The organism is Methanolobus sp. WCC5 (assembly GCF_045690325.1).
Taxonomy (GTDB): Archaea; Halobacteriota; Methanosarcinia; order Methanosarcinales; family Methanosarcinaceae; genus Methanolobus.
In genome coordinates, this window is the sequence record NZ_CP146981.1 from 2,149,838 (window position 1) to 2,163,210 (window position 13,373).

Annotated in this window: 15 protein-coding genes; 6 read left to right on the forward strand and 9 right to left on the reverse strand. The window is 43.3% G+C overall.

Annotation, left to right across the window (positions count from 1 at the left end; genetic code table 11):
* Nucleotides 1-11 precede the first annotated feature (11 nt).
* The 3 genes from V7O64_RS10430 to V7O64_RS10440 form a co-directional block, all read right to left on the reverse strand.
* Nucleotides 12-428, reverse strand: coding sequence for a GerW family sporulation protein (locus V7O64_RS10430; RefSeq protein ID WP_407355339.1), 417 nt, complete (start codon nt 426-428; stop codon nt 12-14).
* Between the two features lie 170 nt (nt 429-598).
* Complete coding sequence (locus V7O64_RS10435; protein WP_407355340.1) at nt 599-2,776, reverse strand: ATP-dependent DNA helicase; 2,178 nt, start codon at nt 2,774-2,776, stop codon at nt 599-601.
* A gap of 50 nt (nt 2,777-2,826) precedes the next feature.
* Entirely contained in the window at nt 2,827-3,465 is a 639-nt protein-coding gene (locus V7O64_RS10440) for a type IV pilin (protein ID WP_407355341.1), read from the reverse strand.
* Between the two features lie 412 nt (nt 3,466-3,877).
* Here V7O64_RS10440 and V7O64_RS10445 point away from each other — a divergent pair, with 412 nt between their 5' ends.
* The 4 genes from V7O64_RS10445 to pyrH all read left to right on the forward strand — a co-directional run bounded on the left by V7O64_RS10445 (nt 3,878) and on the right by pyrH (nt 6,613).
* The gene (locus V7O64_RS10445; RefSeq protein WP_407355342.1) at nt 3,878-4,054 is read left to right on the forward strand and encodes a 4Fe-4S binding protein; all 177 of its coding nucleotides are present in this window, start codon (nt 3,878-3,880) and stop codon (nt 4,052-4,054) included.
* Nucleotides 4,055-4,115: 61 nt separating this feature from the next.
* A complete protein-coding gene (gene asd / locus V7O64_RS10450) occupies nt 4,116-5,147 on the forward strand; it encodes an aspartate-semialdehyde dehydrogenase (protein ID WP_407355343.1) in 1,032 nt (343 codons plus the stop codon).
* A 12-nt stretch (nt 5,148-5,159) separates the two neighbouring features.
* Nucleotides 5,160-5,897 carry a hypothetical protein gene (locus V7O64_RS10455; protein ID WP_407355344.1) on the forward strand — a complete coding sequence of 246 codons (738 nt, stop codon included), beginning with the start codon at nt 5,160-5,162 and terminating at the stop codon, nt 5,895-5,897.
* A gap of 8 nt (nt 5,898-5,905) precedes the next feature.
* Nucleotides 5,906-6,613, forward strand: a complete 708-nt coding sequence (gene pyrH, locus V7O64_RS10460) for a UMP kinase (RefSeq protein WP_407355345.1) — start codon at nt 5,906-5,908, stop codon at nt 6,611-6,613.
* A gap of 31 nt (nt 6,614-6,644) precedes the next feature.
* On the opposite strand, the gene V7O64_RS10465 is transcribed toward pyrH, so the two are convergent.
* The 4 genes from V7O64_RS10465 to V7O64_RS10480 form a co-directional block, all read right to left on the reverse strand.
* Nucleotides 6,645-6,941, reverse strand: a complete 297-nt coding sequence (locus V7O64_RS10465) for a hypothetical protein (protein WP_407355346.1) — start codon at nt 6,939-6,941, stop codon at nt 6,645-6,647.
* 231 nt (nt 6,942-7,172) lie between these two features.
* Nucleotides 7,173-7,709 carry a B12-binding domain-containing protein gene (locus V7O64_RS10470; protein ID WP_407355347.1) on the reverse strand — a complete coding sequence of 179 codons (537 nt, stop codon included), beginning with the start codon at nt 7,707-7,709 and terminating at the stop codon, nt 7,173-7,175.
* 301 nt (nt 7,710-8,010) lie between these two features.
* Nucleotides 8,011-9,138 (reverse strand): isocitrate/isopropylmalate dehydrogenase family protein, encoded by a 1,128-nt coding sequence (locus V7O64_RS10475; RefSeq protein WP_407355348.1) that lies wholly within the window; start codon nt 9,136-9,138, stop codon nt 8,011-8,013.
* Between the two features lie 55 nt (nt 9,139-9,193).
* Nucleotides 9,194-9,673 carry a 3-isopropylmalate dehydratase small subunit gene (locus tag V7O64_RS10480; protein WP_407355349.1) on the reverse strand — a complete coding sequence of 160 codons (480 nt, stop codon included), beginning with the start codon at nt 9,671-9,673 and terminating at the stop codon, nt 9,194-9,196.
* 197 nt (nt 9,674-9,870) lie between these two features.
* Between V7O64_RS10480 and V7O64_RS10485 the strand changes: the two genes are divergently transcribed.
* Nucleotides 9,871-10,314, forward strand: a complete 444-nt coding sequence (locus V7O64_RS10485; protein ID WP_407355350.1) for an Lrp/AsnC family transcriptional regulator — start codon at nt 9,871-9,873, stop codon at nt 10,312-10,314.
* 109 nt (nt 10,315-10,423) lie between these two features.
* Here V7O64_RS10485 and V7O64_RS10490 read toward each other — a convergent pair whose 3' ends face one another.
* Together V7O64_RS10490 and V7O64_RS10495 are read right to left on the reverse strand one after the other, a co-directional pair.
* Nucleotides 10,424-11,053: a cohesin domain-containing protein gene (locus V7O64_RS10490; protein WP_407355351.1), complete on the reverse strand. Its 630-nt coding sequence runs from the start codon at nt 11,051-11,053 to the stop codon at nt 10,424-10,426.
* Between the two features lie 69 nt (nt 11,054-11,122).
* Entirely contained in the window at nt 11,123-12,097 is a 975-nt protein-coding gene (locus V7O64_RS10495; protein ID WP_407355352.1) for a radical SAM protein, read from the reverse strand.
* Nucleotides 12,098-12,315: 218 nt separating this feature from the next.
* On the opposite strand from V7O64_RS10495, the gene V7O64_RS10500 reads away from it, so the two are divergent.
* Nucleotides 12,316-13,302, forward strand: a complete 987-nt coding sequence (locus tag V7O64_RS10500) for a DUF4198 domain-containing protein (protein ID WP_407355353.1) — start codon at nt 12,316-12,318, stop codon at nt 13,300-13,302.
* Nucleotides 13,303-13,373: the final 71 nt, after the last annotated feature.

Here is a 13,373-nt window from a genome sequence, read left to right on the forward strand (position 1 = left end):
AAAAAGAATGATCAGTCTTTGGAAGGCTCATTCGTCTCTTCGCAAGGACCGGCCCCTTCCTGGCAGGTATCATCTTCCTTTGATTTCTTCTTCATCGACCTGACCTTCTCTATCAGGCCGGGGACGGATTCAAGTATCTTCCCAAAGTCTGTCTGGCCGGATAAGGACATCAGGCGGGTTCCTTCTGGTGATATTACTATGAAAGCCACAGGTTCTATCTTTGCACCGGCTCCACCGCCTCCGCCAAAACCTTCTTCCTCACCTTTTTTCTTTCCTTCGCCGCCACCGCTTCCAAATCCGAACGAGACCTTTGTGACAGGAATAATGGTTGTTTCACCAACGACCATAGCTTCTCCTACAACTGTCTTTGTGCTCACTAATCTCTCAAGCTCTGCGGATACTTCTTTCATAATATCTTCAAGTGCCATATTATAACCCCTGCATATAATGTAACTACATATAATGTAACTTTATTGGTAATAACAATTCCTGATAAAAGGAAGTTCTCAAATTATAAAGAAGTATTCTCTATAGAATACTGCAACTACATAAACTACGAATATGGCAAGCCCACCAAATGCTTCCGCAACCGGGGATACTATGGGTTGTCCTGGAAGAAATTCATCAGGGAATATTTCACCTTGTCCGGTTCCACATCGATGAACTCTTCCCTCTCCTCATCAGGGAATATCTCAAAGACCGCAAACTTGCCAAATTTCTTAGGGGCTTCGGTGGTAAAACGCCCGTCAAGAAGTATCCTTGCACCGTGATCAAGCGGAGAGCGCACGACCCTTCCCATGGCCTGACGTATCTTACGGATCGTGGGGACCTGGACCGCATATTCCCACCCGGCTCCGTAGCCGAACATATGGTCATAAGCCGATTCCACTGCGTTCATTCTGTCGTTCAGTGCCGGATAGCCCACACCTACTATGATGACCGTCCGGCCTCTGCCGTCGCGGTAATCAATGCCCTCGCTAAGCGTCCCCCAGAGATATGAGACCAGCACGGCCTTACCACCTGATTCTCCTATCCTGAAGAAATCCTCTCTCACTTCCTGGGACGATACTCCTACCTCATCCAGGAAAACCGGAACATTCACCTTTGTTTCCAGTTTATTGTAATATCTTCTGGCCTCATAGGAACTCTGGAAGAAGATTATTACATTTCCTTTGGTCTGCTCTATAGCATCGAGCATTACTTCCTCCACTGCCTGAAGGGTCTGGGGATCATCCCTGGTCTTTGCAAACAGGGGCTGAACAGATACAGATAGTGTCAGTCGTTTATCCTCAGGGAATGAGGTCGCATAAGCTATCTCGCATGTAGGCCTTCCTATCCCCAGGGTAGTCTTGATCATATCAAAAGGCCTGAGGGTTGCTGACATAAGCACCGCTGAGAATATCGAATCAAAGAGTGGCTCGGTCACATTTTTGGGTATACAGGTGAAAAGTTCTATGCGCCCGTATATCTCATTATTCAGGTCACGCCGCACATTAAGTATCGGATAGTAGTTCAGGTTATTGGAAAGCACAAGATACGAGGAAAGAAAATCGGCTGCGTACTTAATATGTGAGCGTTTCAATACACCGCTAAGCCCCTTCTTGTATTGCTCGCGGTAGTTATCATCAAGCATAGCACCAAAAGCGCTTGCCTCTGAGAGCACTTTCTGTATCTGTGGCTCTTCCCCGAAACCCGCATCTTTTGCAAGTTTAAGTAACTTACCCCGGACCATGTCATTGCGCTCGTAGGGGTCGCTTATACGCATATCGTACCAGTGCCTTCCAACTCTCTCCCTTTCACCGAACTTGAAACGTGAATTATATATCTCCTGGATGACACCCCTCAGCATCCTGAAAAGATTATGAGCACCACCATCAGGCATCTGGTCTATGTTTGCTTCTATCTCAGCGATGGCTTTTTCCAGGGTATGTTCTGTAATGGTGATAGATGAGTGCGACCTTGCGGCAGATTCTATATTATGTGCCTCGTCAAAGATGACGATCACATCCTGTGGTTCCTTTTCAAGCCAGTTGAGCACGGTCATGAATATGTCCGAATTCAGTACATGATGGAAATTGCATATCACAAGTTCTGCATGCTTAAGTTCGCGTTTCAGTAGTTCATATCCGCACATACCTTTCTGGAAAGCATAATCGTTAACTTCCTCGGGGGTACGCACATCTTCAAACAGCCATTGCCTGAAAGCTTCACCATCATAACGCAGCACCTCATACAGATAGTTACATGAACGTTTTCGAAGTTCCTTTGCTTTCTCTTCAGCTACGTCCAGCTCTTTTGAAAGTGCATCCCGAAGTGCCACAAGCGCGGGGTCCTTTGAGCGTTTATAGTTCTCAAAAGCAGATTTCATTTCCTGCTTTTTCAGTATAAGTTCTCTTTCGGTCTCCAGAAGCTCAAAGGTATTCTCGCGTTTAACCCGGCATTCCTCGTAATCGGTCTCATTGGGGCACATTGCGGTCTTGCCCTTTACTACTGCAACTTTCAGGTCGTTGCTCTGTTTTATTTCCCGGGCCTCGTTGATGAACTGCACCATTTGCTGGTGAACATTGGTCGCTATTATTACTGTTTTGCTGAGCTGCTTTCCCACATTCAGGGAAGGTGCCAGGGCACTGAGGGTCTTACCGGTGCCGCACGCTCCTTCAAAAAGTATTATGTCCTTGTTTATGAGGGATGTATGGATCTTATCCATAGCCTCCTGCTGATGTGGATAACAGTTCTCTTTCGGGAAATATTTCATGTATCCGCTTTTGCCGTTCATCGCACTACCTATAACCTTACATTACTTAAACGGTTTTGATAGGTTAATTCTCATCTTGCAGGGATTATCTTGCATTCACATTCTGATATTATTCTCTGTGTGTTTTTGTCAATTATCTTAATGCTTATGGTGGCCTCTGTCTTCAGTCCGAAATTGTTGGATGTGTCTTTGATCCCGTTTATACTTACGGATACGGAAGAGAGAACACTTCCATTGATGCTGTCATCTCCATTGAGCACCAGTTTCTCACCTGCAGACCACACACCGTCTGAGATATCTTTGTTCTTTGAGGCATATTCGGGAACCTTCCCTTCATAAAGCAGGTTGTCGTAGCTGATGAGCAAGTCACCGTAATGACGTCTGCCATAGGGTACGACTCCTTCATAGGCACTTCCTTGACCTGATATTACGATCTTTGTGGAATCTGTTCTTAAAGGGTCTCCTCCCATGTGTGCAAGATACAGGAAATTCTCTTCGTATCTTACAGCGTTTGGCACACCACCTTCTGCAAATTCCACCTCGATTATGGCCATAGGTGCCTTAGTTAAGGATACAGAAATATCTTCTCCATACACAGATGAAACTGTGACGCCTGCCAGGAGCAGAGTAAGGAAAAGCATCATTAGCACTCCAATAATTGGTGTCATTGCACTGCTGTGCTTATAATTACCTGGAATTTGTTTTTTCACAAGCACAATTTTCAAAAGTAATATATAAATTAATCTTAATTTGTTTAATATATTTAACACCAGTATATGGTCAATTGAATTTTATCATGTGAATTAAAAATGTGAATGCCAGCAGGGACAAATATTGATGGCCTATAACTTTATTAATAATGTGGGGTGTTATTCTGAAAGGCAAGATTAAGGATTTTTCCTGACTACTGATCAATTCTCCTGACTAATTGCCGTGGGTGGAGTTATGACATTTCAGGTTGGCACCAGGGTAAATCTGCGGGCATGCACCTTGATTTTACCTGGATAACGATAACTTTTTATCTCACTTGTGTTATGATAGTGTGTAGAGTTCTACTAATATACTGTAGATTAATATACAAAACAATAGCACATTGTATACAATCAAAGGAGCGTAAAACAAATGGTAGCAATTATTACTGTCGATGAATGTGTCGGATGTGGAACATGTATAGACGAATGTCCTGCAGAGGCAATTGTCCTTAACGGAGAAAACATTGCCATCGTAGATGCAGGCGAATGCCTGGACTGTGGTGCATGCATTGACGTATGCCCAACAGATGCAATTGCAATGGAATAAGAGAGTTTTTAAATCTTTATTCCTTACCTTTCTATCTTTTTTTAATCCCGGAGGGAAACTTATGCCAGAAGTAATCAAAGCGGGTATTTTGGGAGCTACAGGTGCTGTTGGTCAGCGATTCATACAGGCACTTGAAGATCATCCATGGTTTGAGATAACATCACTTGCAGCATCAGAAAGAAGTGCGGGTAAAAATTATGGGAAAGCTGCTAACTGGAGACTCGAGGACAAACTGCCTGATTCGGTCAAAGACATGGAAGTCGTACCAGTGGACCCCAGGAAAGTTGATGCGGATGTTGTTTTCTCAGCACTTCCATCGTCATATGCAAAGACTGTAGAAGCTGAGTTTGCAAAGGAAGGGTTTGCTGTGGCAAGCAATGCGTCAGCATACAGGATGGAAAAAGATGTACCTCTTGTAATCCCGGAGGTAAACTCTGATCACCTGGGACTTATAGATGTGCAGCAGGACAAACGTGGATGGGACGGATATATAGTCACAAATCCTAACTGTTCGACCATCGTCATGGTGCCCACACTAAAACCTCTTATGCAGTTTGGGCTTGAATCGGTCACAGTTGCAACGATGCAGGCCATATCTGGTGCAGGATATGATGGGGTTGCTTCAATGGCAATACTTGATAATATCATCCCGTACATCGGTGGCGAGGAGGAGAAGGTTGAAACTGAGCCACTGAAACTCCTGGGTGAATTTGACGGTGCTGAGATAATAGATGCAGATCTTAAGGTAAGCGCCTCCTGCAACAGGGTTCCGGTTATGGACGGTCATACTGAGGCCATATGGGCAAAGATGACAGATGATCCAACACCTGAGCAGGTAAAGGAAGCTTTCCTTAGTTTCAACCCGGACCTGGGTGACCTTCCAACAGAGCCGGAACAGGTCCTTATCGTAAGGGATGAAGCAGACAGGCCACAACCCCGCCTTGACAGGAACATGGGCAAGGGTATGAGCATCACTGTGGGCCGGATCAGGGAAGGCATACGCTATATGGCCATGGGGCACAATACCATTCGCGGAGCTGCCGGTGCAAGTGTCCTCAATGCAGAACTGCTTCACAAGATGGGAAAGCTCTGAGCAGGTGGCATAATGCTAAGCGGCAGTATGATAAGAGCAATATTTATTGCAATGATGTTATTCAGTTGTACTGCCACGGCTGCATATGCATCCATGTTCGAGCTTGAGATAGTGCCTATTTCTAAAATAAAGGAAAATCCTACTGCCTATGACAGTACTATGGCATATCGCAAGATAAGTGTTATAGGGAATATTTCCGAATTGAATAAACAATCTGTAATTCTGGATGACGGGAAAGATTCTCTGAAGGTCGATATCACAAAAACGGAACTCTTTGAAGGTCTCAATATAAGTGATCAGATACTCGTTACCGGTGAATTCATATATGAACCCATTGCAGAAAGTGTTCTGATACCCACATATGTTCTTCATTATCCTGCACAGGACATGGGGATTGTCAATATCAGCAGTATTGTAAGCGATCCGCCTGCCTATAATGGTAAGTATATGACCGTTACGGGCAATCTTTCAAGTCTTGAAATGAGTATGGGCAGGTATACGGCTACGATTGTGGATGAAGATGGGAATACATTAAAAGTTTTTTTCTATGGTTCCACTGATCTTAAAGCAGGGTACGATGTTAAAACATTCGGACTTTTAAATGGCAGGGTGCTTCATAGTGAAAGCATGGGCCTGAACAAGTCTCCTTTATCAGTTTCGACTTTGGTTCCTGGTTTTTCTTCAATGATGGGCGCGCTTGCTATACTCTCCCTGGCGTTACTTTTAAAATCAAGACGGCGTAACGACTAGAGATCATTATGTTAATCGTATTATCAGTCGGTGGATCGATACTGGCAAAAGAACTTAAACCGGATAGTTTTCTGGTATATGCTGGTGCACTTAAAGAGCTTGCTAAAGAACATGATCTTGTAGTAGTGACCGGTGGTGGCGTTGCTGCAAGGGATTATATTAGCGTTGCCCGCAGTGCAGGCGCAAATGAGGTGGAATGTGACTATATAGGAATAGACATAACCCGCCTGAATGCAAGACTTCTTATTTCCGCGCTAGGGGATGCTGCCTATCCAGAGCCTCCGAAGGATTACAAGCAAGCACAGGAAGTTCTTTCTTCCGGAAAGATAATCGTCATGGGAGGAGTCATTCCCGGACAGACAACTGATGCAGTTGCTGCTATTCTTACAGAGTATCTCAGGGCGGACATGCTTGTAATAGCTACGGCCGTTGATGGGGTATATTCAGCGGATCCCCGCAAGGATCCCAAAGCGGTCAAATACGAAACAATGTCTGCAAAACAACTCGTTAATACGGTAATGACGACCGAAATGAAAGCCGGTTCAAAATCACCCGTTGATCCTCTTGCTGCAAAGATCATAGAACGCTGTAACATTGAAACTATCGTTATGGAAGGGAGTGACCCCCAAAATGTGCTTCGGGCTATCTCTGAGGAAAAAGACAGATCTGGTGAGATAAAAGGCGTTTATCTGGGGACCCGGATAGTCGGTCAGTGAGTACGTAATCTGTGAAAACAGATTGCGGCTTTCAGATATAAGCCACAAGGTATTCAGGTTCTTTCTTACATGAAACAACCTGCTTTAATTTATCATTGGATCTTTTGAGTGTCTCAATTGTCCGTTCAAATTTTTCAATTTGTTCCTTTGCTTTTCTCACTTTCTCATTTTCAGTTTCAAGCCTTTCCATCAGAGCCTTGCGCTGTTCTTCAGGAATGTCAGCATTATTGATCTGTTTTTGATAATCTAATGAGAGCTTGACATATTTGCGGAACATCTCATTCATTGTATCAAGGTCATTTTCAAGTTCTTTGATTGATTTTGTCATCAGGATCCACACTCCTTTATGTGAGGCCCATTTATCCGTTCGTTCTGTAAAAAGGCCGTTTCTTCATCTGTTTACATTTTATAGGGTGTTTATCCGCATATATAAGAATATCTATCATGTGGTATCTAATAACTATAATGATGATGATATTTAGTTGCTTATTCGGGCATGAACCCTGGCAATGAAAGAGAAATGGATAAAAGTAAAGATTAAATAAGTGGATAAAGGCACCTAACAGGTAATATTCCCTGTCATGTCACACAACTGAAAAGTGCTAACTCTGGGGTTAGCTGCAATTGTGGCTTTTATTTCTTCTTTGCAGGAATCGGGAATATCTATGAATCCCCTGTCCTTCTCGATAAAATCAACGATTGGGACATCATCCGGAATTTCCACGACATCGTAACCATTTATCTTGAACATGGTCTCAAGGATGTCTATCTTTTCATCCTTTCCGCCTTCATTTATACGTTCTATGACCATATTCTCATTGGTTTTTTTATCACTTTTGTAGTCATTCAATGTTGCAATACCTGCTTTCATGGCATTAGATGCTGCAAAAATATGGAGGAGGCATACGTCTCCTTCTTCAAACAGGTCCCCCATCGCTTTCATGCCTTCCAGGAATCCTTTCTCTATGATCTCTGTGATATCCAAACCCATTTTGAGGGTATTCCTTGCTACATTTTCCGCAGCTATTTCATCAAAATTCAGAACTGAACTCTTTGCTTTTTCTATAAGCCGTGTAATTTCTTTTTCCTGAGACAATGTATCATCCCTCTGATCTGGATTGGGTGGTTGGAAACAAATTAATTAAATATATTATTATAATAAAATTCACATTTTTATACATGTATATATACTCTTTGCAGAAAACAAACTAAAACCCCATAAACGTTCATTATAGAGTAAGCGTATATTAAAAAAAGCACATAGGATCTCAAAATGTAACAAAATGAGAACAAAACAGAATTTTATGATGGCACCTTATATAATAATATCAGTTATTATATTCGAAAGTGTGCCTGAAAGGTTATAAAAAAATGCATCCCTGAGGATGCAATTGTAATTACTTTCCAAGCACGATCCTTGCAATATCATCTCCAACATCGGATGTGCCGGCAGACCCACCCATGTCATAGGTTCTGATATTTGCTTCAAGTATGTTTGTCTCAATGGCAGACACAATGGTATCTGCAGCTTCTTTTTCACCGAGCTGCTCTATCATCATGGCACCTGCCCAGATGGTAGCGATGGGGTTTACCTTGTTCTGTCCCTTGTATTTTGGTGCGGATCCGTGGATTGGCTCGAACATGCTGGTACCTTCCGGGTTGATGTTTCCGCCAGGGGCAAGTCCAAGACCACCCTGAACCATTGCACCAAGGTCTGTGATGATGTCACCGAACATGTTGGGCGTTACTACAACATCGAACCATTCCGGATTCTTCACAAACCACATGGTGATTGCATCAACAAAGTTGAAATCGGTTTTAACATCCGGGTGCTCGGCTGCAACGCTCTCAAATTCCTCTCTCCAGAAACCATAGATGTCAGAAAGCACATTTGCCTTGTCAACAGATGAGACGTGCTTCTTTCTCTTCTCAGCAAGGTCGAATGCATACCTTATAACTCTCTGCGTACCTTCCTTTGAGATCATTCCTATCTGGTAACCAATTTCCTCGCTGTCGGTCTCTATATCAAGGCCAAACTTTGCAGAGTACAGTGTTCTTGATACCTCCAGGAGGTCCTTGCTGGTTCCCTTCCTGGCACGCCCTCCGATTCCTATGTAGAAATCTTCCGTGTTCTCCCTTACAACTGTAAAATCGATGTCTGCCGGAGTTTTATCCTTTATGGGGGTCCAGACACCTTCAAGCAACTTGATGGGGCGCAGGTTCACATACTGGTCAAAATAGAACCTTGCAGCAAGCAGGACACCCTTTTCAAGCACTCCCGGTGCGATCCTTGGGTCACCGATGGAACCAAGATAGATTACAGGATAATTCGAAAGCTCTTTCAGAGAATCTTCCGATATAAGTTCTCCGGTTGCAAGATAATGGTCTGCACCATGCGGGAACTCGACCCATTCAACATCGAATCCGAACCTTTCGCCTGCGGCATCGATCACTTTGCAGCCTTGTGCAATGATCTCAGGTCCTATACCGTCTCCCGGTATTACAGGTATTTTGTACTGTGTCATGGTTACTCCTAGATGTATTAATGATTACAAAGGTCCCGATAATACAAGGGACACTTCAGATTATCTGTCTCGTATATTCGATGAGGCCGCCGGCATCCATGATCCCCCTTACAAAATCAGGGAGTGGTGTTGCCTGATATTGCTCACCTTTTGTGACATTCCTGATCACACCGGAGGCAAAGTCCACATCAAGTTCATCTCCATCATCTATCTTATCGGTATCAGGGCATTCGAGCAGAGCAACACCGATATTTATAGAGTTCCTGAAAAATATACGTGCAAATGATTTAGCTATCACACAACTGATCTTTGTACCTTTCAATGCGATAGGAGCGTGTTCCCTTGAAGAACCGCAACCGAAATTGTTTCCGGCAACAATGATGTCACCTTCCTTTACTTCTTTTGAGAATTCAGGTCTAACACCCTCAAAAGCATATTCTGCAAGCTCCTGCGGGGTATTGAGTATAAGATACCTTCCAGGAATTACAGCATCCGTGTCAACGTCATCTCCGAATTTCCAGACTCTTCCTTTCATATTTCCACCTGATCGATATAATTATAATTGGGTTACTGAAATTGAAACTATACCTTAGATACCATCATACTAAATAATACTACTGGCAAATCCGGATATCCACCGATATCCATTAACAATTTTGTGGAATGTGATCTGGTAATTCCAATGCACAGTGATAAGAACTCATTAATATCAGTAAACCCAAGTTTAAGAAAATGGTAAGCAAAAAGGACGAGATCATACTATCGATGCTTCAGAACGGAGCCAGGACACCAATATCCGAGATAGCTAAAAAGGTGGGTCTCAGTGAGAATGGTGTCAGGTACAGGCTTGAAAAGCTGGAGGATGAAGGCTACATCAAAAATTACACTGTCCTGCTGAACCCGAAAAAATTCGGTAAACGTACCTTTGCCATATTTAATCTGGAAATGGAGCCAAAAAAGACAAAGGAAAGTATCAGGAAACTCGTTCTGATAGAGGAATTCATAAAGATCTACCAGACCACCGGTCAGTACTCGATCAAAGCATTCGGTCTTTTCAATGATGAGGAGGAACTGACCACGTTCATAAACAATCGTCTTCTTTATGAGCTCCCTGTCCAGAACTATAGTGTGGAAATAATAACAAGAAGTATCAAGGACAGCATTTATCTGATATGATCAAATCCTTTCAGAATCAATGACATTGTTCTTTGACAGCAACGACCATCTTTTTTCCTGTATCATGTCTTCATTCCAGATCTTGATTCCCATCTGTCCTTTATGTAATTCATTTCTTCTTTAAGAAATACAGACACATAATTGCCAATAGCAGGTATATGAGGCTGTTCTGTCCTGAGCTCTGACTTTCTTCGATGGCATTTTCAGCTTTTTTGTCGTCGTCAATCTCTATATCCCCTATAATTATTTGTGCACTGTTCACGATCACGGGCAGACTATCTCCTGCGGAGTTACTTACGATCACATTTCTCATTTCCAGCTCTGCTATCCCTGTATTGTCTTTTGAGTTCAGGGTAATGGTTGCAAAGGTACCCGGATCCGGCAGGATCTCATTTCCGATCATTACTGAATATATACCGGTAACACTGCCTATCCCGTTGTCAATCTCACCTTTTGAGAATATTGTACTTTTTCCTTCCTGCTTAAAAAAATCCCCTTCTTTTATGGATGCTACATTGACAAGTGCCGGATCATATGAGAGTTCCAACTCAGCCCCGGACAGCCTGACATCTGATGCGATCATGATATCAATTGTGAAACTTCCATTCTCTTCAACATTGAGACGGTCTGGGGAGAATCCGATAACTGCCTGAGAACTTGAAATTCCTGTAAGGCAGAGGATAATGATCATGAATAGTAAAACAGTTGCAGATCTTCTGCAGCAATCCTTGCATAGCATAAAGCAAACCTCTAAATTATAATTAACAACTAAATAATAAAATCATTTCCCCTCAATTGGAATCCCCATTCACATCCATTCGTAGTGTTGTGCCACTTCCGGATTAAAATTATACATAAGGCTGTTCTCCACATAGCCAAAGAACAGGCACTTGCTACATTCACGGGCTATGTTCTTCCTGGTCTTCCTTGTTCTTTCCCACACGTTCCCGATACCTTCGCTGATGTGTCCTATGGGGCTTCGGTGAACCCGGCAGTTCTCAATGCTTCCATCTGCGTTCACATCCAGTATGATGTCATTGGCATGGCAGTTAAATGCTGGCCTGAGGTCACGGACCATTTTCAGGTACGTGCAGGAATTGATTATGGGGTAACCTTCCTTTTTCATTTCGATGATCCTGTCCACAGTCCTGCGGTACTTCTGCATGTCCCTGATTCCCATGTCGTTCCACGTGTCACTGGCAATTCCCTGGAACTCGTGCATGGGCTCAAAGGATATCTTAACATCCAGGTCCTTTGCCATGGTGATGAGCTCTTCGATGTCATCAAGGTTCTTACCGCTTATGACGCAGTTCATCAGAAGGGGGTTGTTGATAATGTTCTTTGCTTTGATTATCCCTGGCATTATCCTTTCAAGGCTGACTCCCCGTATATCCTGGTAGCTGGCAGTCCCGTCCACAGATACGGAAAGGTAATCCAGGTCCACAAGCTCATCTGCTCTCTTTTCCAGTAGTAAGCCATTGGTTATGAGCGATGTCACCATGCCCAGTTGTTTTGCATGCCTCAGTATTTGAGGCAGGTCTTTCCTTAAAAGCGGTTCAACTGTCCAGGCGTTGTATACCAGTATCCCGAAATCCCTTGCCTGGTCAAGGAGGCTGAATATGTCATCAAGTTCCATCTCCACGCCTTCGTTCTTCCAGTACTCACAAAAGGAACACCTCATGTTGCACCTGGAGTTGATGGCATGGGAGAGGACAAAAGGACGTTTTCTTATTCGCATCTGCCAGACAGCCTTTGCAGCAATGAGTGGGGAATATTTGCTCATAGAAACAATCCCTGTTAAGTATTTCTTTCTAATTGAAACTTTGGATTAAGGAATATCCTTCCTTTCACGAGCTTCATGCAAGAATACCTTATGCACATTATTCTTGCCCATGCCATGTGTTATTATAAATGATATTATTACACTACATTAGTAGCAAAAACTATTTATTTAGTATTATCGTCAACATTGAATCAAGTATGCCAGCAGGAGGTTTCAATATGAGAAATATAATTTTCAGTTTATTGTTAGCTATTATCATTTGTTCCACAGGTATTGCAGGTGCCCATTTTACCATGGTGTTCCCAAGTGACAGTGAAGATACCATATGGGATGTAGCTCCGGTGGATTACATTGCACAGCTTGGGGATACAAAAGACATCTATATGATGTGGGGGCATCCATACGAACATATTCTTTTTGATATGTCTACCACACCTGAGGTTACAGTTACCAGGCCAGACGGTACGGTTGAACAACTCACAGTTGAAGAAATAACTGTTGACGGAATGGATGAAGATGGGAATATGGGTACCTTTGTAGCCTATAAGACCTCTTTTACTATTGACCAGATGGGGGATTCGGTCATCTCTGTAAAATATGAGGATGTTGATGAGGATATGGTTGACTTCACCAAAGCTGTTATCCATTGCGGTGAAGAAATGTGGGTCGGATGGGATGCTGAGGTAGGCCAGGAAACTGAGATCATTCCGTATATGAGGCCATATGGTATGGAGGAAGGATTTGTCTTTGCCGGAAAGGCATTGTATAACGGTGAGGCCCTTGCAGGAGCTGATGTTGAAATTGAGATATATAATACCCTGGAAGACGGTATTGAGATCGTAAAGGCTGCTGAAGAGATGTTCCCGTACGATGCACCTATTGTATTCACAAGACTTACAAAGTCCAATGATTTTGGTGAATTCCTTTACACTCTGGATGAACCGGGTATCTGGTTTGTTGGTGCAACCATGGAGCCCGAAGAAGGCCAGCCTGTAAGGGGCGTATTCATAGTTCCGATAATCGAGGCCTTCCCTGCAAAGAGTCTCTCATCGGCTGAGCTTGATGCGGCTGTAGCTGAAGCAAAACAGGCAGCACAAGAGGCAAAAGCTGCATCCGGGAAGACTGCCAGTGCTCCTGGCTTTGTGGCATCACTTGCGCTTGCAGGCATTCTTGGTGCTCTCTATACAAAAATGAGGAAAGAATAGACCGGATAAGATGGGGCAGGTTTGCCCTGTCAATTCTTTTTTATATATTGTTATTCTTTCTCTGTCAAAAT

Coding starts and splice junctions, on each gene's coding strand:
- V7O64_RS10430 (WP_407355339.1), bottom strand. CDS start 428: ATGGCACTTGAAGATATTATGAAAGAAGTATCCGCAGAGCTTGAGAGA.
- V7O64_RS10435 (WP_407355340.1), bottom strand. CDS start 2,776: ATGAACGGCAAAAGCGGATACATGAAATATTTCCCGAAAGAGAACTGT.
- V7O64_RS10445 (WP_407355342.1), top strand. CDS start 3,878: ATGGTAGCAATTATTACTGTCGATGAATGTGTCGGATGTGGAACATGT.
- asd (WP_407355343.1), top strand. CDS start 4,116: ATGCCAGAAGTAATCAAAGCGGGTATTTTGGGAGCTACAGGTGCTGTT.
- V7O64_RS10455 (WP_407355344.1), top strand. CDS start 5,160: ATGCTAAGCGGCAGTATGATAAGAGCAATATTTATTGCAATGATGTTA.
- pyrH (WP_407355345.1), top strand. CDS start 5,906: ATGTTAATCGTATTATCAGTCGGTGGATCGATACTGGCAAAAGAACTT.
- V7O64_RS10465 (WP_407355346.1), bottom strand. CDS start 6,941: ATGACAAAATCAATCAAAGAACTTGAAAATGACCTTGATACAATGAAT.
- V7O64_RS10475 (WP_407355348.1), bottom strand. CDS start 9,138: ATGACACAGTACAAAATACCTGTAATACCGGGAGACGGTATAGGACCT.
- V7O64_RS10480 (WP_407355349.1), bottom strand. CDS start 9,673: ATGAAAGGAAGAGTCTGGAAATTCGGAGATGACGTTGACACGGATGCT.
- V7O64_RS10485 (WP_407355350.1), top strand. CDS start 9,871: ATGGTAAGCAAAAAGGACGAGATCATACTATCGATGCTTCAGAACGGA.
- V7O64_RS10490 (WP_407355351.1), bottom strand. CDS start 11,053: ATGCTATGCAAGGATTGCTGCAGAAGATCTGCAACTGTTTTACTATTC.
- V7O64_RS10495 (WP_407355352.1), bottom strand. CDS start 12,097: ATGAGCAAATATTCCCCACTCATTGCTGCAAAGGCTGTCTGGCAGATG.
- V7O64_RS10500 (WP_407355353.1), top strand. CDS start 12,316: ATGAGAAATATAATTTTCAGTTTATTGTTAGCTATTATCATTTGTTCC.